The following is a 20,091-nucleotide window of genomic DNA, read 5'->3' on the forward strand; positions in this document are numbered from 1 at the left end:
ATAAAACAATATGATAAATAATATAAAATTAGGCTCTTTATTTATAATATTTTCTGCATTTTCATTTAGCATAATGGAAATAGCAGTAAAAATTTCAGGCTCTAATATACCTGTAATGGAGCAGGTTTTTGCAAGAAACTTTATTACATTATTTATTAGTGCATTTATGATGATTAAAAATAAAGAAAAAAAATTTCCAAATAAAAATAATATTTTTCTTATAGTATGCAGATCTGTTTCAGGATATTTAGGAATTATATGTTATTTTTATGCTGCAAATAATATGGTTCTTGCAGATGCATCAGTTTTGCAGAAAACTTCTCCTTTTTGGGCTAGCTTTTTTGCTTTTATTCTGATTAAAGAAAAAATCTTAAAAGTGCAATGGCTGGGTATGATTATTGCAGCAATAGGCTCTATTTTTATAATAAAGCCTTCTTTTATGATAAACTCTTCTATAATAAGTTTTTCTAATATAATAAACTTAAACTCAAATATATTTACAGCATTGATTGCATTATCAGCTGCTATGTTTGCAGGAATATCATATTCTATAATAGGCTCTCTAAAAGGAAAAGAAAGCAATGCTTTAATTATATTTTATTTTTCATTGTTTTCATGTATTTTTTCTTTATTTTTTATAAAAAGCTTTGTGATTCCTAATATGACTGAGATATTACTTCTTTTGCTTATAGGAATATTTGCAGGATTAGGGCAATTCTTTCTTACAGCAGCATATAAAAAAGCTCCTGTTTCTTCTATAAGCATATATAATTATACAGGAGTTATATTTTCATATATTTTCAGCATATTTATTTTTAAAGAAACTGTAGATTTATATTCTGTAATAGGTATGATTCTTACAATATCTGCTGCATTACTGGTTTATTTCTGTAAAAGTAAAAATTAATTTAATATAATTCTGTAAATCTCAATTTATATTTTTATTATTTGCTTATAATGACTTCAAGTTCATATATTATATTTGAGATAATTTCATTATATTCTTTAAACCAGCCGCTATTAGTGAGAGTATCCCAAGTACTGAATTTTAATTCTTTTGTATCCCCTGTATTATTATCTAATAATTTTATATTAGAAAAGTCCACTATAAACTTATCATATTCCAAATGAAAATTTATATCGAAGCATAATGAATTATTATCTATTATATTGCTTGATACAAAAAATAAATAAATTAATCCATTATCATAGCTGCTGAATTTATTATTAGACGCTTCTTTTTCTACCCATTTAAGAATCTCTTTGCGGAGATTATTTCCTTTCAATTTGGAAGATATAAATATTTTCTGTTCAGCAAAAGCAGATGCATAAATGGTTATAAAAAATATTAATACAGTTTTTATCATTTTTATACTATAATTCTCTTTTTTTTAATATAATTTTATAATTCTTTTATTGTAGATAAAATATTATTTATTTGTATGCATTGTTTTTCATAATTATTTTCTGCATTTTTATTTATTAAAGCCGCCATAATCTGATGATAATAATTTTCTGTTTCTAATGTATATAAAAGATAATGAATAAGCATATTTTTATAATATGAATTAAATTCTGTTATATACATATCTTTATTATTAATTTTTATTTTATTAGAAACTATAATATTTTCGCTTTCCATACTGTTTAAAATATTTTCATTATATTCATATAAGCTGATATCATTTAATGTTTCTTTTGCTTTAGAAAACATTATAAAGCATATTCCTTTTTTTATATTAACTGCCTCTAAATTTGAGTTTTCATTAAGTTCATTTTTATTTTTGGATAATTTCCATTCATTATTAAATATTATAGAGAATTTTTTATCATAGCTTTTAATACAAAATTCTCTGTTATTTCTCTTTTTTCTTAAAACTATCAAAGCTGCTGATACTGTGATTATTGCAGTACTTAAAATTATTATAGGAAGTTTTTTATTCATAAGAATTTCTCATATATTTTGTTACTATTAGTTAATTATATTTTATTACCATTAATTATGTATTACTATTAATAAGCTATAATATTTTAATCAAAAAATCAAGAAATTATATAAAATATTTAAAAAATTATTCTAATAAAAATATAGTTAAGGTTTTTTTTATATTACCGTTAATATTAAGAGTTAATTACTGAATAAAGGAGTTATTAGTATGACTATTAATAAAATAAATAATAATAATATACAGCAGACTATGCAGCTGCAGGTGCCAAAAGTAAATGCTTCAGCTCAGCAAAACCCTACTAATATACAGAAGATAAGCCAGCAGGGAAGCGGTATGTCTCCTCTTTCAAGCAGATATACATACGCTATAGGACGCGACGGAAAAAGATATGTGCTTCAGCTTAGAATAGATATATCTTCTGTAAGAGCTTTTAGTTCATTAGCATAATATATTTTTTTACTAAATTAATTTATTATGTAAACATTATATTAAAAAAAAATATTTTATATTAGAGTAATTATAAAAGTAAAGTCTTTCGTTTTAAATAGGCATAGTTTAAGATTAATACTATATTTAGTATTGATATAGATAAAAATAATCAAATTTTTAAGCCTATTTGAAACTCAAAACTTTATAATTTTATTTTTTATTACTACTATTAAATTTTTTTTACTATTATTATTAAATTTTCTGATATTATTTATTAGATTTTTTTACTACTATTCTATTTCCTTCTACTAATACAACTTTCAAACTGCTGCCTTTATCTATAAATTCTCCCTCACTTACGGCATCATATCTTTTTCCGTCTATAACTATATATCCCGATGGTCTGAAAAAAGTTTCGGCAATGCCTTTTTTCCCAATCAAATCATCATAAGATATGCTGGAATGATATCCTGATGTATCGCTTTCTAATGCTATTTTATTTTTAAAGTCTTTTGATTTAGTCATAAATTTGGCAATTAATATTATAAGAATTATATCTATAATTAATGATATAAATATTACAAAAACGGCAATAGCTATATTCTGAATACCGAAAGATAAAAATATGCCTATTACTATTCCTATTATTCCAAGTATTCCTGTAATTCCGAATCCCGGTATAAGAAATATTTCAACTCCTATAAGGATAACTCCGAGTATGAATATTGCAGGGGCTAAAAAACTGCTGTTTCCTGAAAAGAACTGAGCAAAGAAAAATACAGAAAAAGCTATTATAGCAGTTACTCCTCCTACTCCGAAGCCCGGCGTTTTTATTTCAAGATATATTCCTGCTATTCCTACAGACATTAAAATACTTAAAACTAATGGATTAAGAAGAAAGCTTAATACAGAGTCGTAGCTTTCTTTTTCAATATTTATTATCTTAGGATTTTCTATATTTTTTAATTCTAATATTTCATTTATAGAATTAGCCTTTTTATCTGCAATATTTATCCTAACAGCCTCATCGGCACTTAATGTAAGCAAAGTTTTATTATTTAAATCTATTCCGTCATCTTTTTTAGTTAAAACTATATTTTCATCAACCATAGCTTCAGAAGCTCTTATATTCTTTTTTGATGCCTCAGCAGATGCCCTCATAGCAGCACGCATAGCACTCACTTCTTTTTCACCAGCCTTTTTTGGTTCATTTCCATTCAAATAAACAGGAGTAGCGGCACCTATTACGCTTCCGTCTGACATATAAATCTCTTTAGCACTTAAAGATATCAAAGCACCTGCAGATAATGCATTCTTATTAATGTAAACAATTACAGGAATTTGAGAGTTCATTATATAATTTTTAATAGATAATGCAGAAGATAATAATCCTCCCGGAGTATCAAGCTCTAATATGATAAGGCAGGCATTATCTTCAGAAGCCTTATCTAATGCCTTCTTTATATATCCTGCATACCATCTGTTTATTTCCTGAAACTCCTGCTTTTTTATAACATAAACTTTATTTTCATTTGAATACAGATAATTAGAAAAAATAAAGATGATTAAAAAAAGTATTATAAAAATATTATTTGTTTTTTTCATTAAACTTCTCTCTTTATATAATTATATAATATATAGTATAAATATAATAATATATATTTTAGTATAAGTTATATTTTTTTCAAGAATAGTTTTTTAATTCTTACAGCTCTATTAATTGACTTTTTTTATTTATATATTAAAATATTTCAATTAAAAAATATCTCAATTAAAATATCTTAATGCAAATTTTAGGCGGTGTTTATGAAAAAGTCTAATAGTATAATTGTAAAAATCCCTCTTATTGTCAATATAATAATAGTTTTATTATCCTTTTCAATAATATTTACAACTGTAAGAATGTCTATTAAGGCTATAAATAATGCAACTTATTCAGGTTTTATTACATCTGTTAATGGCTATTCAACTTTACTTGATACTATTATTGAAGATCAGTTAATTATTATGGACGCTTATTCAAGAGTTCCTACAATTATAGAATATATGCAGACTAGAAGCGAATATATCAGAGATGAAGCTATAAGAACTATGATTAATTTATTTGATAATAATGATTATATAGTATCTTTGGACTTGATAGGATTAGATGGGAAAGTTATAGAATCTTATAATGGAGATACAAAGAATCAAGGTTTGGATATGTCTGTTGCTTATCCTAATATGTGGCAGGAATATATTGATTCAGGTTATGATCATGCTTCAAGCGATAGCATATATAAATCAGATATAAATAAAGGATTCGTACTTCCAATAGTTCATTCTGTATATAATTTAGAAAATAAGCTAATAGGAAGTTTTATTGCTTTTGTAGATTGGACTAAAATCATTAATGACTCTTTAGAAAACAGCAGAAATGAATTATCAGCTGATAAGTCTATATTTGTTTTAAATGAGTACTCTGAATATGTTTATCATAATATTGATTCTTTACTCGGCACTAAGGCAGATAGTTCTTTAATTATTCCTAAGCAAAATTCAGGATTATTAAAATATACTGATAATAATGCCCCTAGAACAGCATTTTTTAAATCGATGGAATCTCAGCCATGGTATATGGTATCTAGTATTACTTATAAACTTTTACATGCTCAAAGCAATAAAATGATTTTTATAGGAATATTATTAGGCATAGCAGGGACTATACTTTCTTATGCAATATCTGCTTTATATATAGGGAAAACTATAAAGCCTATTGTATATATAGTTGAAGAAGCACATCAAATGGCAGATGGAAATTTTGCATTATCATCAAAAATAAATAATAGAAATGATGAGATAGGAGAATTATCGCATTCATTTTCAGTAATGAAAGACAGATTTATAGAAGTTATTTCAGATGTATTAAGTGCCTCAAGAGAAATAGCAAGTGCTGCAAATGAGCTTCATAAAGGCAGCGAAGATTTAGCCAATAGAACAGAATATCAGGCATCCAGCTTGGAGGAAACAGCAAGTTCTATGGAAGAGATGGCTTCTACTATAAAATCATCTGCTCAGAACTCTATTAATGGAAATAATGTTATGATGGCATCAAGAAATGCTGTAGTTGAAGGCGGAAATGTTATAGCAGATACAGCCAAAATGATAGAAGATGTGTATGAGGCTAGTGCCAAAATAAGAGATATTACTAAAGTTATAGAGGGCATAGCTTTTCAAACTAATATACTTGCTCTTAATGCATCAGTTGAGGCGGCAAGGGCTGGAGATCAGGGAAAAGGCTTTGCTGTAGTTGCAAGCGAAGTAAGAAATTTGGCTCAAAATTCTCAGGCTTCTGCTAAAGATATTACTCTGCTTATAGAAGATATTTATGAAAAAATTAATAAATCAGCACAAATGGCAAGACATTCTCAGGAAATATTTACTGATATAGAGAGTAAAATAGAAGAAACCTCTAAGATTATGAATGATATAAGTCATACAGCTGTAGAACAGGAAACAGGAGTTGATCAGGTTAATAGTGCTGTCTCTAAAATGGATAATATTACTCAGCAGAATGCTTCTTTGGTGGAACAGTCTGCAGCTGCTTCTAAATCTCTGCTTGATCAGGCTAATCATTTAGAGCATCTTATGTCTTTTTTTAAAGTAGAATAATAAAACTATAATATAATAATAAACTATAAAATGAAATACATACTAATATTAATTTTTATTTTGATTTCATCATGTTCAAATAAAAATAATATGCAAAATAATAGTATAGTAAAAATTAAAGAAATAGAACCTAATAATACTTTGGAATATTCGCAGTATATAGATTTCAGCTCTTTGGCAGAATGTAAATTTGATAATAATAATGATATTGATTTTTATCAAATAAGCCCTACTAATGGTTTTGTAATGGACTTTTTTATATATGCTTATGATATCAAAGCAAATATTTCTTTTAATATATTTTCGAGTGATAAAACAATATTTAGTATTAATACAGAAGATATTATAAATTATAAGGGTTTTATAGAATTGAAAGATATAATTCTTGATGATACTAATTCATACTTTATCAGATTAAATGCAGATAGAGAATGTAAGTATAATTTGAAATTTATTTTTAAAGAGTTGTATATTTCAAATGAAGAAGAACCGAATAACATAATAAAAAAAGCTAATATTATTAATTATCCTAATGAATTAATTTACGGATACTTTATAAAAAATTATTTAAATATTGAAGAATATATTAAGCCTTATATAAAAAGCTCTAATTTATGCGATATAGATTTTTATAAAATAGAAAATCATACTGATATAAACAGCTCTATAAGAATTAAGCTTAAATATTCAAAAGATATAGATATAATTTTATTTGATGAAAATTATAATTATATAAAGCAGTCTGTAAATCAATTAGATACTAGCTTTGAGCCTGATAAAAAGTATTATATAGCATTAGTCTGTTATTGTGATAAATATTTAATAGAGAGATATACTTTGCATTATGAGTTTCATTAATAATGCTATTGACAAAGAAATATTTTTGATATAAAATTAATTTACTACTCAAAGTTTAAGAATAATTTCTGAATTTAAAAAAGCTTCTTTAATTTAGCAGTAATTCTTTTATTTTTAGAATAATATTTAGTCTGCCTTAAATTAAGGGGGCTTTTTTATATTTTATTATAATAGTATATTAATTAGGAGTTAAGTTATGGAGCATTATGGTTTATTAGGAATTATTCCGCCTCTTTTAGCCGTTATACTTGCTTTAGTCACCAAAGAAGTTATTATTTCTCTTACATTAGGAATATTATCAGGTACTTTAATAATATCAAAGGGCAATATATTTACAGCTATTACAATATTTACAGATAAAGTTGCTGAGATGAGCGGAGATTCTTGGAATATACGCATACTTTTATTTTGTGCTTTATTAGGTGCTTTTGTCAGTATGCTTTCAAAAACTGGTGCTACTAAAGCATTCGGATTATGGGCTTCTAAATATCTGAAAGGAAAAAAGAGCGTATTATTATTTACTTGGTTTTTCGGACTTATCATATTTATAGATGATTATTTCAACAGCTTATCAGTAGGCACAGTTATACGCCCTGTTTCAGACCAAAATAAAATTTCAAGGGCAAAACTTGCATATATATTGGACTCTACTGCAGCCCCTGTATGTATATTGGCTCCTATATCCACTTGGGTAGTAACAGTTATGAGCTATATCAGAGATTCAGAAGGTTTTTCATCTTTGAATATGAGCGAGTTTATATTCTTTATAAAAATGATACCTTATTCTGTTTATCCTCTTCTTGCTTTATCTTTTGTAGTTCTTATGTCATTAGTTTTTAAAGATTTCGGTCCTATGAAAAGAAGCGAAGATGATGCACAAAATGGAAAGCTTTTTAATGAAGATTTATACGGTGCATGCCCTGGTAATTTGGAGATTTCGTCTAATGATGATGCTAAATGGTATGATATGGTTATTGCTATTATCACGCTTATTATAGCATGTATAGTTATGTTTCCTATTACTACATATATAGGATTGATTGGAAGCGAAGGAATAGATAATTTTTCTCAAGCATTATCCAGCACCTCATTAAGCAATGCATTTTTAAATACCGATGCTTCTAAGGCTTTATTTTATGGGGCTGTTATTTCTATTATAATAATGTATATATACTATTTAAGCAGAAGATTATTAACTATACGCTCGGCTGGAAGTGCAATAATGGAAGGCGTTAAATCTATGGTTCCTGCATTAGTAGTTCTTTCTTTGGCTTGGTCTATAGGAAGCGTTATTAAATCAAGCCCTGCAGACGGAGGACTCGGACTTGCTGCTTTTCTTTCAGAGTCTGTTAGGGGCGGAGGCTTTCCTCTTTGGATACTTCCTGCTATAGGGTATTTGCTCGGCTGTATTATAGCCTTCTCTACAGGAACAAGCTGGGGTACTTTTGCTATACTTATTCCTATAGTGATACCTATTGCAAATGGTCTTGCCTCTGCCAACGGATATACTGATAATGCTCTTCTTAATGTACTTCTTATAAATGTGGGTTCTGTTGTTTCAGGGGCAGTATTCGGAGATCATTGTTCTCCTATATCTGATACTACGATACTTTCTTCTACAGGAAGCAATTGCCCTTTGCTTGAGCATGTTGCTACTCAGATTCCTTATGCAAGTTTGGTTGCAGTATCTGCTTTCATCGGCGTTATAATAGGAGGAATAACTTTAAATCCTATAGCGGCATTATCTGTAGGCTTTATAATAATGTGCATACTAGCAGTGCTTGCCCCTAATTTTTATGATAAAATATCAAATTTAAATAAGAAAATTAAATCAGTATTTTCTAAATAACTTATATTAAAAAGCCCTATATTTTTATAGGGCTTTTTTTATATGATAAAAGAAAATCTATATCTTCAGAGTTTAATATATTTTTGGGTATGATTATTGCAGACATTTCATCTGTATAAAAGAATATGCATTTACTGCTTGAATCTATATTTTTTATATCATCTTTATTAAACTCGCTTGCTGTCCTACACTCTTTAAAAATTAATTTATCATCATAAATGGTTAATTCCCTGCTTCCGAAAACCTTATTCAATTTTCCGCTTCTTATATATTCTTTTACTTTTTTAACTATCTTTTTTTCAAGACGCTTTTTATATGTGAATATTTGAATAATAGAAAAAGCAGATACTAATAATGCTATTACAGCTATTAAAGATGCATTATCTTTGAAATATAGAGCCATAGATACGAATATTATGATATAAAGAACTGTAAGTATTATAATTGTTCTTTTTACTGATGAATTGATATTAGAGTTCATTTTTAAGTAATGAAGCTGAAAATCTATAAAATCATCTTCTGTTATTGTATATCTATATTCTTTTTTCATTATATGCCTTTATATGTCTTTATTTTTAATTATATATTATTTTACTATTTCCAATTTTTATTTGCAAGCTTATCAAGATTTGCTTTTTTATATTTCTCTCTCAAATTAATTGAAGGAAGCCACCAAGATGCATCAAAAACTTTTTTCTTAATAGATTCTATTTTTTCTAAATAAATATTATAATCATCATAAGTTTTCATTATATATACGCTGTAAGCATAAAATGCATGTTTATCTCTGTCTATTTCAATATCTAATTTCTTCATAATATTATGGCATTTTTTATAGAATTCATTTTTATTATCAGCTTTATAGTTATTGAATGTATGCAGTAATGATAAAAAATTATAATAATTTAAGTCAGTTAATAACTCTTTTTTATTTTCTTTATAATAATTAAATACATTTTCAAAAACTTCTAGTATGGCAATGGGAATTTGTTTAGCTGTATGAATGCTTCCTGCAAGAGATGTGCTTCTTTGCAAATAATAATATTTGGCATTATTATTATAACATATTTTAGGACTATTAGCTAAAATTCTATAAAACATATCAACATCTTCAGCTAATCTTACTTTTGTATATAATAATTTTTTTTCTTCTAAAAATTCTTTTTTATATAATTTATTCCAAGCTACAGCAAGAGGATATTCAGGAGTATTTTCTTTTTCAGGCGTATTAACATTAAAATTGCTTATTCCTTCAAAGCATTTATCTTTAAAATCTTTTTTCCATTTTTTTAATCTATTATGATAATAAGGCTTTATATAATATTTATTTTCATTAACTGTATATATATTGTTGGTAAAAACTATATCGGCATCATATTTTAATGCAGTATTATATAATTCCTCTGCAAAATTGCTGGATACAAAATCATCAGAATCTATAAAAACTAAATAATTTGAAGTGCTGTTATATATTCCTGTATTTCTTGCAAATCCCAAACCTTGATTTTCATTATGATTAATAAGTTTTATTCTATTATCTTTTTTTATATATTCTTTAATTATATTTTCAGAGTTATCTGTTGAGCAGTCATTAATGCATATTATTTCTATATCTTTTAAAGTTTGATTTATAATGCTGTCCAAACATTTAGACAGATATTTTTCTACATTGTAAATGGGAATAATAACAGAAACTTTTATCATATATCAATATCCGAATTAAATTTATATTTATTATACATCATAAAAAAAATAAATAAAATTTGATTTATATAAAAAAAATATTATACTTATTAAAATAATATATTTAGGATTTTTATGATATTAATAACAGGCGGAGCTGGTTTTATAGGTTCCCATATAACTGATATTTTAATAAAAAATAATTATAATTGCTTAGTTCTTGATAATTTATCTACAGGAAAAAAAGAAAATATTAATGATAAAGCATTATTTTATAATATAGATATTAAAGATTATAATAAATTAGAAAGTATATTTTCTGAAAATAATATAGAAATTGTTATACATTTAGCAGCTCAGGTATCAGTTCCTAACTCTATAAGAAACCCAATCAATGATGCTGATGAAAATATAATAGGAAGCCTTAATATTATTGAGCTTTCAAAAAAATATAATATCAAAAATATAATAGCAAGTTCAAGTGCCGCTGTTTACGGATTACCTAAAAAATTACCCATTGATGAAATACATAGTACAAATCCAATTTCATATTACGGACTTTCAAAACTTACTATGGAAAAGTATATGATATTATCAAATATAAACTATGTTATATGCAGATTTTCTAATGTTTACGGACCTAGACAAACTCCGCACGGAGAGGCAGGCGTTATTTCAATATTTATGGATAATGCTCTAAAAAATAAAGATTTAAATATATTTGGAAACGGAAATCAGACTAGAGATTTTATATATGTAGAAGATATTGCATTTATATTTTTAAAAATCATTGAAAATAATATACAAAATGAAGTTTTAAATATCTCTACTAATTTTTCTATAACAATTAATGAACTTGCACAAACTATAATAAAAATACAAAATAAAAATAATATAAATATAAATTATTTTGATAGAAGAGACGGGGATATAGATCATAGTATTTTAGATAATACAAAATTATTAAATATTATCAGAGAAATAGAGTTTACAAATATCAATGACGGCTTATATAAATTATATAAAACATTAATATAAATGTATTTATATTTTAAAGTTTATATATAAATTTTTTACTATTTATGTTATAATTTATTTATATATGTTATAGTTTATTTATATAAAATTTTAGAATTTCAATATACTTTTTATACATATATTTTTAATATAAGGATTTCAAATATGATAAAAAACAAAGAAAGACTTTTATGGATATTTCTTTTAATTTTTGTAGCAGCAGTTTCTTTTTTTAATTTTAAAAGCCCTTCTATTGCAGTGGCTCAGCAGGGAAAAGCCCAGTCTGATAATGACTTTTACTATTACAGCAGATTATTTCAAAAAGTATTTGCAACTTTACAGCAGAATTTCGTTGATACTAACAGCGTAACAACAAAAAAACTTATGTATGGGGCAATAAAGGGAATGCTTGAAGCTACAGATGATCCTTTCACATTTCTTCTTGATGAGGAATTGAATACAGCTTTAAATACTGAAATGTCAGGAAAATACGGCGGAGTAGGGCTTTCTATTTCAAAGAGTGCAGATAAAGGATTAATGGTTGTTTCTCCTATAGAGGACGGTCCGGGTGAAAAGGCTGGAATATTATCAGGAGATATTATAACAGAGATAGACGGCAAAAGCACAAAGGATATGTCTGTAGATAATGCCGCTAATATTATGAGAGGAAAAGAAGGAAGTAAGGTAACTTTAACTATAGTAAGAGACGGAGTAGCTGAGCCTATTAAATACCCTCTTACAAGAGCTATAATAGAAATAAAAAGCGTTAAATATAAAATGGTTGATGATACTATAGGATATATAAGAATAACTTCTTTCGGCGATGATACAGCAAAAGATTTAAAAAATTCTCTTATAGATTTGAAAAAACAAGGTATGAAAAAACTTATTCTTGATTTAAGAAATAATCCGGGCGGAAGACTTGATACTGCTATAAATATAGTAGATGAATTCTTAACAGAAGGAAAAATAGTTTATACCAGAGGAAGAAGCAGAAATGAAAATCAGGATTATTATGCATCTAAAAAAGGCGATGAATGGCTTGAAGGCGATACTTTAGTATTAATTAATCAATACAGTGCCTCTGCTTCTGAAATACTTTCAGGTGCTTTGCAAGACAGTGGAAGGGCTAAACTTTTGGGAGAAACTACATTCGGAAAGTTCAGTGTTCAGTATGTACTGCCTTTGGATGTAAAGGATAATACATCTTTTAAATTTACAGTAGCACATTATTATACTCCTAATGGAAGAAGACTTCACGGCAAAGGATTAACTCCTGATTTTGTTGTAGTAGAACCTAAACTTACAAGCACCGATATAACAGCTTTAACAGAGCTTAGAAAGGGCGGGCAAATATCTGCTTATGCTAAAAAATATCCTAATGAAAGTTCAGACGCAGCTGCATTGCCTGCTTTTAAAGAAGAGCTTAGAAATCAGAATATTATGCCTAGTGATTATTTGCTTGAGCGTTTAATATATAATGAAAGAAATTTATACGGATATAAAGAGATATATGATCTTAAATATGATAAGCAGTTAAAATCTGCTATTGAATATTTAAAGACTGGAAAAGAGCCTCCTCAGGATAAGGAAGAGCCTAGAGAAAACTGGTCTAATGAGAAAGAAGAAAATTAATAATAGATTTTATTTTATTAAGGCGATAATATTTTTATATTATCGCCTTTTTTTATAACTTACCGACAAAGTCCGCATTTGGCGAATTTATCCCCGCTAGCAATAAAATAAAAAACTTGTGTTTTAAGTTGACATATTATAAAAAAAATATACTATTAATAATATAGTAAGGATTTAATTATGCCTAAATATATTTTACCTCAAGAGGAGCTTTCAAGGGCTTCTAATTGGATAAGTAATTTTTTGATACGGGAAGGCTATCATGCAGATTATACTTTGGAAAGTTTATTTGAAATAGATAAATTTTTTAAAGAAAAATTATTTTTAGTTTTAGAAAATGATAATAATAGAAATTTTATATTTTCTATAAGTGCCTATATAGGAGAAGTTATAAGAAAAAAATTTAATGGTTATTGGGAGTTAAGCAGAGATATAGATTTAGATGATGAAACTATAGGAATTGCTTTTAAAAATCATAAAACTATATATCCTCTTAATATTATATCTGAACTTATACAAAAAAAATATACAATGAAAGAATATTTAAAAGAAAATTTTAATATTGAAAAAAGTTAAGGAAAAAAGTGTTTTTATGATATCGATTAATGAAGTTGAAAAATATATAAACAATTCTTATGTTATTTTAGATTTAAAATCTGAAACTAAAGAAGAGGCTATCAGCGAAATGTTAATATATTCAGAGTCAAACGGACTTAGAATAAATATATCAAAAATTATAGAATCTATATACAAAAAAGAAGATATTATAAGCAGCGGTTTGGGTTATGGTGTAGCATTTCCTCATGTTAGAACTAGTCAGGTTAAAGATAATGATATAATATTTGCTATTTCAAAAAAAGGATTGAATTATTCAGCTATTGATAAGAAGCCTGTTCATTTACTCACTATGTTTTTAACTAATAAAAACAGCAATGAAAAATATTTGGCGCTTCTTTCTTTATTTACAAAAATTTCAAGAATGAGTATGTACCCTGTTATATTATTAGAATCCAAAACTGTAGAAGAGTTTAAGTCTAAGTTTATAAATATATCTAAAGAAATGCTTAGCGTAAAGTAATAGTAGGCTCTATTGGTAATGAAGATATATTAGAAAATATAGTTAATTGCGTGCTTAAAGATTCAATAACTCAAGCATAGATGATATTAAGAAAAATAAAATACTATCTTGGATTGACTTTTTTACAGTAAAAGATTTTAATGATAGATAGAAAAATTGTAAGGAATATTTTTAAGCTATAAACGAGCAGCTGACAACTGACAAAGAAAGTTGTCAGCTATTTTAAAGCGAGTTTATAGCTAGCAATAATAAAATAAATATAAAAATTATGAGCGTCTGACATTGTTAAGAATTGCAGAGTTTTTAAAAATAATAATAAAAAAGCGAGCCGAAGCCAGCCCCATAGGGGCACAGACGTGCAAATAAATTTGCCAAAGGCGGACAAAGTCATTTATTTGCTTATTATAGGCGTAGGCGAGTATAGTAATATATATAAAGTTTATAGCTAGCAATAATAAAGAAACAAAAAACTTGTGAGTGCCTGACATTTGCAAGAATGGCAGGTATTATTGACGAACAAGTTTTTTTATTAATAAATAATAAAGAGATAAACGAGCAACTTATAACTGACGAAGGAAGTTATAAGTTAATTTAAAGCGAGTTTATAGCTAGCAATAATAAAAGAAATAAAAAACTTGTGAGTGCCTGACATTCGCAGAATGGCAGGAGTTATTGACGAACAAGTTTTTTATTAATAAATAATAAAGAGATAAACGAGCAGCTAATAACCGACATTAAGGAGGTTATTAGCTAATTTAAAGCGAGTTTATCGATAACAATAAATGGAGATAAAAATGTCTAAAATAACAGCAATAATACCAGCAAGATACGATTCTTCAAGATTTCCAAAAAAATTAACTTATGAATTATTAGGAAAGCCTATAATAATAGCTGTTTATGATAATGTTAAAGCTGTAAAAAAAATAGATGACTGCATTATAGCAACTGATTCTAAAGAGATAATGGATATATGTAAAAAAAATGATGCTAAGGCAGTAATGACTTCATCAGAACATACTTCAGGAACTTCAAGAATAATTGAGGCTGCAAAAAAAATAGAAAGCGATATTATCATCAATGTGCAGGGAGATGAGCCTTTGATAGATGAGGAAATTCTTAATCCTATTATAAATGCTTTTGATGATGAAAATGTAGATATAGCTACTTTAAAAACAAAAATAGATGCTGGAAGTTCTTTAATAAAAGATGAGAATGCGGTTAAAGTTGTTACAGATATAAATGATTATGCTATGTATTTTTCAAGGGCGTCAATACCTCATAAAAGATTTGATCAGGATATTAATGCTGTATACTATAAGCATATAGGAGTTTATGCTTTTAGAAGAAATGCCTTATTGAGAATAGAAAAAATGCAGGAATGTTATTATGAAAATACTGAGAAACTTGAGCAGTTAAGATGGCTTTATAATGGTATGAAAATAAAAGTTTTAGAAACTAAAAAATTTATACACGGCATAGATACAAAAGAAGATTTGGAATTGGTGCAGAATTATTTAAGAAATTTTGCACAAAATAAAATAAATAGTTAAAATTTATATTAAATAAAAAATATTATTCTAAAAATTATTATTCTTCATTATATTTTTAGCTAAGGGATTTATAGTTAAAAACTTAAGCAGATTTTTGTATGATATATTTATTGAACCTATAATATATATTTTAATAAAAAAATAATACTAATAAAAAAGGAAGTCTTTTATGGCTCCCTTTTTTATCTTTTAATTATTTAAAAAACTTATTTTTTTATTTTTTTTTGCCCTGATTAGCCACAGCTTCCATAGCTTTTTTAACAGCTTCAGGATCTCCTAAATACTGCTTATTAACAGCTTTGAAATTATCATCAAGCTCATAAACTAAAGGCATTCCTGTAGGTATATTAAGCTCAGTAATGTCGGCATCAGAAATATTATCTAAATATTTTACTAAAGCTCTTAGACTGTTTCCGTGTGCTGCAATGATAATTTTTTTGCCTGCTTTAATATCAGGAAGTATAACATTTTCCCAGAAAGGAACAACTCTTGCTACTGTATCTTTCAAGCATTCAGTAAGAGGAAGTTCTTTTTCCGATAAATTTTTATAACGCGGATCATTGCCCGGATATCTTTCGTCGGATTTTTCTAATTCAGGAGGAGGAGTATCATAGCTTCTTCTCCATATTTTTACTTGATCTTCACCATATTTTTCAGCTGTCTGAGATTTGTTTAAGCCTTGCAAAGCTCCGTAATGTCTTTCATTTAACTGCCAGCATTTGTCTACAGGTATCCATAAAAGTCCCATTTCTTCTAATACTAAATTTAAAGTTTTGATAGCACGAGTTAGTGTAGAAGTGTATGCTTTATCAAAGGTGAAGCCTGCTTTTTTAAGTTCTGTTCCGCCTGCTTTGGCTTCTTCTATTCCTTTTTCAGACAATGTAACATCAGCCCAGCCTGTAAATAGATTTTCTTTGTTCCAAACACTCTCACCATGACGAATTAAAACAACTTTTGTCATTTTTATAACTCCTTATAATGATATTAAGTTCTATTATATACTAAAATAATAAAAAATCTATTGTTTTATTATTATAAATATATTATATTATTAATTATAATAAATAAATAAGGATTTTTGTATGGATAATGAAGAATTAAACTTACAGCTTGAAAAATTATATGAAGAAGGAAAACATAAAGAGATTATCAAATTAATACTTTCATTACCGAAAGAAGAGTTAGATGATGATATTAAAGGTCAGCTTGCTGTAGCATATAATAATAATGCTGAATTTGATTTAGCAATAGAAACATTAAATTCATTATCAGAAGAAGCTAAAGAGCATCATACTTGGTTTTATAAAACGGCTTATGCATACAGCGGAAAGTCAGATACAAGCAATGCAAATTTAAATATAGACAGAGCATTATATACATTAGAAATGAATAAACATTCTATAAGCAGCGAAGAATATAATTACTTCAATAATTTATATAATAATTTAAAAGAATATATACAAAACAGCAGCATACATTATGAGGCTAATTCAGTTGATATTAATGATTCAGATTCTATAATAAAAGATATATCATCTATTTTAGCAAATGATATAGATAATGAAATAGTGGAGGGAAGCATTGTTATAAAAGAATGGAATATATTTATAAATGCTTATGCAGAAAATATAACTGATAAAAATGCTGTTATAAATTATTATATATCCAGTCCTGATTGGGACAGAGATATATTTGAATGCTGTGCTAGTGCAGGTAAAGATGCTAATACTTCTGTAGGGCTTTCAAACGGAAGTTTTGTATTCGGTATAATGACAGGCATAAAAGCAATGTATGAAAACAGGATGCTTGATGAGGCAGAAACTGAATTTTTGGGTAATAAGCATAAATGGAAAGTTTATACGAGCAATTTAGTGAGTATGGGGGAGGATAATGGAAAGTCCAAAAATGTAAATATTTATTGGGATATGTTTAAAGATGATATTCTGAAGCGAATAGGCAATCAAAAAATTTGCTATATAAAAATATACGGAGCTAAAGCTGCAAACGATTATTCAATAGGCGAGCTTAGAATAAATGATATCAATATAGCTGAACTTTCAGATAAAATGAATGAGTATGTTAAAACTTGGAATGATACTAATTTTTCATCGGATAAGCAGTTTTTCTTTTTAGTACAGGAAGATGAAACTTATACTCCTTATCCATTCAGTAATGAAGAGATTTTTAATTTCGTTAAAGAATATTCAAATATAGTTTTAAACTCTAAAGAGCTTGAAGAATATTATGATAGATTAGAATATTCAGCAGAGGAGCTTACAAAAAACTATACGCTTGCTGCTGATTTATTTTTATTTCTTCCTGAAATATGTGCTGATAATGAATTTTTTAATGAGCTTCATTCATCTGAAAAAATCAGATTTGATTTTGGTTCGGAAGATAAAAACTGCATCGTATACAAAACCCAGCTTCATACTTATTATTTAATTAATAATTATATATTCGAGCTTTTCAGAGAAAATGCATTCAATGGAAAAGAAAATGAAGTATATTTAAAATTTATAAATATGAGTGCATTATATAATATATATTTGCAGATAAAAGATGATTATGAAAAGAAAAATCAAAAATTAGAAAATTTGGAAGTAAATTTAAGCTTTAATGTAGATGATGATTATGAGATTAGATAAAAGCGAGCCCACAGAAGATAAATTCTCCAAATGCGGATTTTGTCGGCGAGTATAGTAATAATAAAAAAATAATTCTTAAACATATTAAAAATTATACTTGCAGAACTCATAATCTTTGATATACTCTATATATTAAAAAATATTTTGAATATTATGGAGAGTATATGCTTAAAAAAATTATCTCAAATATCCTAAAAGAAGCTTTTAAAGACACTGATATAGAAGATATTGATTCTTATATAGAAATTGGATATTCGGCAGATGATAAATTCGGTGATTATGCTTGTCCTGCTGCTATGAGGCTTGCTAAAGTTTTGAAGAAAAACCCTATGGAAATAGCAAATTCAGCAGCTGAAAAAATAGATAAAAAATATTTTGAAAAAATAGAAATAGCAAAGCCCGGATTCATTAATTTAACATTATCATATAATTATATAAATGAATGCATCAATGATTTATTAAATGATGATGATTACGGAAAGAATACCGCAGAAGATAAGAAAAAAATATTAATAGAATATGTTAGTGCAAATCCTACAGGACCTCTTCATATAGGACATGGAAGATGGGCTGCTATTGGAAGTGCATTATCAAATATACTCAAATATGCAGGCAATGAAGTTTATCAGGAGTTCTATGTTAATGATGCAGGAGAACAGATAACTAAATTAAATGAAAGCATTAATGCTGTTAAAGAGGGAAAGGAAATTCCTGAAGACGGTTATCATGGTTCATATATAGAAGATATAGCTAAAGAGGATGGTGCTCCGAAAGATATTATATTAGAAAAGCAGAAGAAATTATTAGAGAGATTCGGCACATATATGGATAATTATGCCTCTGAATTAAAAATAAGAGAAGGCGGGGAATTAGAAAAAGCTATGGACTTTCTTGATAAAGAGGGGCTTTTATTTGAAAAAGATAATGCTGTTTGGTTTAGAAGTACTAAATACGGAGATGATAAAGACAGAGTTGTAAAAAAAAGAAATGGATCATATACATACTTTGCTCCTGATATAACATATCATAAAAATAAAATTGACAGAGGATACCATTATTTAATAGATATACTTGGTGCAGACCATCACGGATATGTGCCTAGAATTACTGCTGCTGTAAGGGCTGTAAGTAAAGATAGTGCATCTTTAAAAGTTATACTCGGACAATTGGTTCGTATTTATAGGGGTAATGAACTTGTTAGAATGAGTAAAAGAACAGGCGATATGATTAGCCTTGAAGATGTTATTGATGAGATAGGTGCTGACTCTGCCAGATATTTTCTTCTTATGCGTTCTTATTCCAGCTCTCTTGATTTTGATTTGGAGCTTGCTAAGAAAAAGGATAATGATAATCCTGTTTATTATGTGCAGTATGCTTATGCCAGAGTCTGCAATATATTTTTCAAGCTGGAAGAAAAGAATATGTCTTATGATAATGATAAGCCTTTTGATATATCAAAAATTGCAAATGAAAGCTCTCTGAAGCTTGCTAAAATGATATTAAGATTTCCTGATGAAATATATGAAGCTGCAAAATCATTAGAAGTTTATACTTTTATAAATTATACTTATGATTTGGCTGGTGCTTTGCATAGATTCTATTACAGCAATATAGTTCTTGAAGAGAATGATGAAATAAGACAGGAAAGGCTTACTCTTATAAAGGCAGTAAAAAAAATACTTGGAATATGTTTTGATATAATAGGAATATCTAAAGTAGAAAGAATGTGGTCTGATGAATAATT

The 20,091-nt window shown here is 27.1% G+C and carries 18 protein-coding genes; 12 read left to right on the plus strand and 6 right to left on the minus strand.

The annotated features are described in order from the left end of the window. Window positions 1-10: 10 nt before the first annotated feature. Window positions 11-907, plus strand: a complete 897-nt coding sequence (locus QZ288_RS05730) for a DMT family transporter (protein ID WP_295156228.1) — start codon at window positions 11-13, stop codon at window positions 905-907. 37 nt (window positions 908-944) lie between these two features. Here the strand turns inward: QZ288_RS05730 and QZ288_RS05735 are convergent, their stop codons facing one another. Beyond that, window positions 945-1,367 carry a hypothetical protein gene (locus QZ288_RS05735; protein WP_295156230.1) on the minus strand — a complete coding sequence of 141 codons (423 nt, stop codon included), beginning with the start codon at window positions 1,365-1,367 and terminating at the stop codon, window positions 945-947. Between the two features lie 35 nt (window positions 1,368-1,402). Beyond that, window positions 1,403-1,945, minus strand: a complete 543-nt coding sequence (locus QZ288_RS05740; protein WP_295156233.1) for a hypothetical protein — start codon at window positions 1,943-1,945, stop codon at window positions 1,403-1,405. Between the two features lie 211 nt (window positions 1,946-2,156). On the opposite strand from QZ288_RS05740, the gene QZ288_RS05745 reads away from it, so the two are divergent. Then, on the plus strand, window positions 2,157-2,396 hold the full coding sequence (locus tag QZ288_RS05745; RefSeq protein ID WP_295156236.1) for a hypothetical protein: 240 nt from the start codon (window positions 2,157-2,159) through the stop codon (window positions 2,394-2,396). Window positions 2,397-2,645: 249 nt separating this feature from the next. Here QZ288_RS05745 and QZ288_RS05750 read toward each other — a convergent pair whose 3' ends face one another. Further along, entirely contained in the window at window positions 2,646-3,983 is a 1,338-nt protein-coding gene (locus tag QZ288_RS05750; protein WP_295156239.1) for an NfeD family protein, read from the minus strand. A 201-nt stretch (window positions 3,984-4,184) separates the two neighbouring features. On the opposite strand from QZ288_RS05750, the gene QZ288_RS05755 reads away from it, so the two are divergent. The 3 genes from QZ288_RS05755 (at window position 4,185) to QZ288_RS05765 (ending at window position 8,736) form a co-directional block, all read left to right on the plus strand. Beyond that, a complete protein-coding gene (locus tag QZ288_RS05755; RefSeq protein ID WP_295156241.1) occupies window positions 4,185-6,029 on the plus strand; it encodes a methyl-accepting chemotaxis protein in 1,845 nt (614 codons plus the stop codon). Between the two features lie 30 nt (window positions 6,030-6,059). After that, window positions 6,060-6,887, plus strand: a complete 828-nt coding sequence (locus tag QZ288_RS05760; protein WP_295156245.1) for a hypothetical protein — start codon at window positions 6,060-6,062, stop codon at window positions 6,885-6,887. A 196-nt stretch (window positions 6,888-7,083) separates the two neighbouring features. Further along, window positions 7,084-8,736: a Na+/H+ antiporter NhaC family protein gene (locus tag QZ288_RS05765; RefSeq protein WP_295156248.1), complete on the plus strand. Its 1,653-nt coding sequence runs from the start codon at window positions 7,084-7,086 to the stop codon at window positions 8,734-8,736. Window positions 8,737-8,752: 16 nt separating this feature from the next. Here QZ288_RS05765 and QZ288_RS05770 read toward each other — a convergent pair whose 3' ends face one another. Further along, entirely contained in the window at window positions 8,753-9,286 is a 534-nt protein-coding gene (locus QZ288_RS05770) for a YcxB family protein (RefSeq protein WP_295156251.1), read from the minus strand. A 44-nt stretch (window positions 9,287-9,330) separates the two neighbouring features. Next, a complete protein-coding gene (locus tag QZ288_RS05775) occupies window positions 9,331-10,440 on the minus strand; it encodes a glycosyltransferase family 2 protein (protein WP_295156254.1) in 1,110 nt (369 codons plus the stop codon). Between the two features lie 114 nt (window positions 10,441-10,554). Here QZ288_RS05775 and QZ288_RS05780 point away from each other — a divergent pair, with 114 nt between their 5' ends. From QZ288_RS05780 to kdsB, 5 genes are all read left to right on the plus strand, one after another. Next, a complete protein-coding gene (locus QZ288_RS05780; protein ID WP_295156257.1) occupies window positions 10,555-11,457 on the plus strand; it encodes an NAD-dependent epimerase/dehydratase family protein in 903 nt (300 codons plus the stop codon). Between the two features lie 144 nt (window positions 11,458-11,601). Then, window positions 11,602-13,071: a S41 family peptidase gene (locus tag QZ288_RS05785; protein WP_295156260.1), complete on the plus strand. Its 1,470-nt coding sequence runs from the start codon at window positions 11,602-11,604 to the stop codon at window positions 13,069-13,071. A 180-nt stretch (window positions 13,072-13,251) separates the two neighbouring features. Next, the gene (locus QZ288_RS05790) at window positions 13,252-13,647 is read left to right on the plus strand and encodes a hypothetical protein (protein ID WP_295156263.1); all 396 of its coding nucleotides are present in this window, start codon (window positions 13,252-13,254) and stop codon (window positions 13,645-13,647) included. Between the two features lie 16 nt (window positions 13,648-13,663). Then, window positions 13,664-14,149 carry a PTS sugar transporter subunit IIA gene (locus tag QZ288_RS05795; protein WP_300705115.1) on the plus strand — a complete coding sequence of 162 codons (486 nt, stop codon included), beginning with the start codon at window positions 13,664-13,666 and terminating at the stop codon, window positions 14,147-14,149. 794 nt (window positions 14,150-14,943) lie between these two features. Beyond that, complete coding sequence (gene kdsB, locus QZ288_RS05800) at window positions 14,944-15,699, plus strand: 3-deoxy-manno-octulosonate cytidylyltransferase (protein ID WP_295156269.1); 756 nt, start codon at window positions 14,944-14,946, stop codon at window positions 15,697-15,699. Window positions 15,700-15,913: 214 nt separating this feature from the next. Here kdsB and gpmA read toward each other — a convergent pair whose 3' ends face one another. Further along, a complete protein-coding gene (gene gpmA, locus QZ288_RS05805; protein WP_295156271.1) occupies window positions 15,914-16,660 on the minus strand; it encodes a 2,3-diphosphoglycerate-dependent phosphoglycerate mutase in 747 nt (248 codons plus the stop codon). A gap of 121 nt (window positions 16,661-16,781) precedes the next feature. Between gpmA and QZ288_RS05810 the strand changes: the two genes are divergently transcribed. Continuing rightward, window positions 16,782-18,347, plus strand: coding sequence for a DUF6348 family protein (locus QZ288_RS05810; protein ID WP_295156274.1), 1,566 nt, complete (start codon window positions 16,782-16,784; stop codon window positions 18,345-18,347). Window positions 18,348-18,511: 164 nt separating this feature from the next. Continuing rightward, on the plus strand, window positions 18,512-20,089 hold the full coding sequence (locus QZ288_RS05815) for an arginine--tRNA ligase (protein WP_295156277.1): 1,578 nt from the start codon (window positions 18,512-18,514) through the stop codon (window positions 20,087-20,089). The last annotated feature ends 2 nt before the right edge of the window (window positions 20,090-20,091 follow it).

Origin of the sequence: uncultured Brachyspira sp., from assembly GCF_910578695.1 — a bacterium.
GTDB lineage: Bacteria > Spirochaetota > Brachyspiria > Brachyspirales > Brachyspiraceae > Brachyspira.

Bases quoted from the DNA above. Each gene is read 5' to 3' on its own strand.
- QZ288_RS05730 (WP_295156228.1), top strand. From the start codon at position 11: ATGATAAATAATATAAAATTAGGCTCTTTATTTATAATATTTTCTGCA.
- QZ288_RS05735 (WP_295156230.1), bottom strand. From the start codon at position 1,367: ATGATAAAAACTGTATTAATATTTTTTATAACCATTTATGCATCTGCT.
- QZ288_RS05740 (WP_295156233.1), bottom strand. From the start codon at position 1,945: ATGAATAAAAAACTTCCTATAATAATTTTAAGTACTGCAATAATCACA.
- QZ288_RS05745 (WP_295156236.1), top strand. From the start codon at position 2,157: ATGACTATTAATAAAATAAATAATAATAATATACAGCAGACTATGCAG.
- QZ288_RS05750 (WP_295156239.1), bottom strand. From the start codon at position 3,983: ATGAAAAAAACAAATAATATTTTTATAATACTTTTTTTAATCATCTTT.
- QZ288_RS05755 (WP_295156241.1), top strand. From the start codon at position 4,185: ATGAAAAAGTCTAATAGTATAATTGTAAAAATCCCTCTTATTGTCAAT.
- QZ288_RS05760 (WP_295156245.1), top strand. From the start codon at position 6,060: ATGAAATACATACTAATATTAATTTTTATTTTGATTTCATCATGTTCA.
- QZ288_RS05765 (WP_295156248.1), top strand. From the start codon at position 7,084: ATGGAGCATTATGGTTTATTAGGAATTATTCCGCCTCTTTTAGCCGTT.
- QZ288_RS05770 (WP_295156251.1), bottom strand. From the start codon at position 9,286: ATGAAAAAAGAATATAGATATACAATAACAGAAGATGATTTTATAGAT.
- QZ288_RS05775 (WP_295156254.1), bottom strand. From the start codon at position 10,440: ATGATAAAAGTTTCTGTTATTATTCCCATTTACAATGTAGAAAAATAT.
- QZ288_RS05780 (WP_295156257.1), top strand. From the start codon at position 10,555: ATGATATTAATAACAGGCGGAGCTGGTTTTATAGGTTCCCATATAACT.
- QZ288_RS05785 (WP_295156260.1), top strand. From the start codon at position 11,602: ATGATAAAAAACAAAGAAAGACTTTTATGGATATTTCTTTTAATTTTT.
- QZ288_RS05790 (WP_295156263.1), top strand. From the start codon at position 13,252: ATGCCTAAATATATTTTACCTCAAGAGGAGCTTTCAAGGGCTTCTAAT.
- QZ288_RS05795 (WP_300705115.1), top strand. From the start codon at position 13,664: ATGATATCGATTAATGAAGTTGAAAAATATATAAACAATTCTTATGTT.
- kdsB (WP_295156269.1), top strand. From the start codon at position 14,944: ATGTCTAAAATAACAGCAATAATACCAGCAAGATACGATTCTTCAAGA.
- gpmA (WP_295156271.1), bottom strand. From the start codon at position 16,660: ATGACAAAAGTTGTTTTAATTCGTCATGGTGAGAGTGTTTGGAACAAA.
- QZ288_RS05810 (WP_295156274.1), top strand. From the start codon at position 16,782: ATGGATAATGAAGAATTAAACTTACAGCTTGAAAAATTATATGAAGAA.
- QZ288_RS05815 (WP_295156277.1), top strand. From the start codon at position 18,512: ATGCTTAAAAAAATTATCTCAAATATCCTAAAAGAAGCTTTTAAAGAC.